The organism is Morganella sp. HSTU-ASny43, assembly GCF_022819185.1.
Classification (GTDB): domain Bacteria; phylum Pseudomonadota; class Gammaproteobacteria; order Enterobacterales; family Enterobacteriaceae; genus Morganella; species Morganella morganii.
Map to the genome: position 1 here is coordinate 1 of NZ_WSPG01000101.1, position 266 is coordinate 266.

General features: G+C 55.3%; 1 pseudogene. It reads left to right on the forward strand.

The window, feature by feature from the left end:
* A pseudogene (gene dipZ, locus GN208_RS17980) lies at positions 1–266 on the forward strand (protein-disulfide reductase DsbD); the annotation flags it as partial.

The window sequence follows — 266 nt, forward strand, 5'->3', positions numbered from 1 at the left end:
TTTATGTCCAGGGCATGGCATTAACCTACACGGCGCTCGGCCTCGTGGTCGCCGCCGCTGGATTGCAATTCCAGGCAGCGCTTCAGCATCCTTACGTGCTTATTGGTCTGTCAGTTGTCTTTATTCTTTTGGCGCTGTCGATGTTTGGCCTGTTCACTCTGCAACTGCCCTCTTCGCTGCAAACCCGCTTAACGCTGATGAGTAATCGTCAGCAGGGAGGAGCTGCAGGCGGCGTGTTCGCAATGGGTGCAATTGCCGGGCTAATC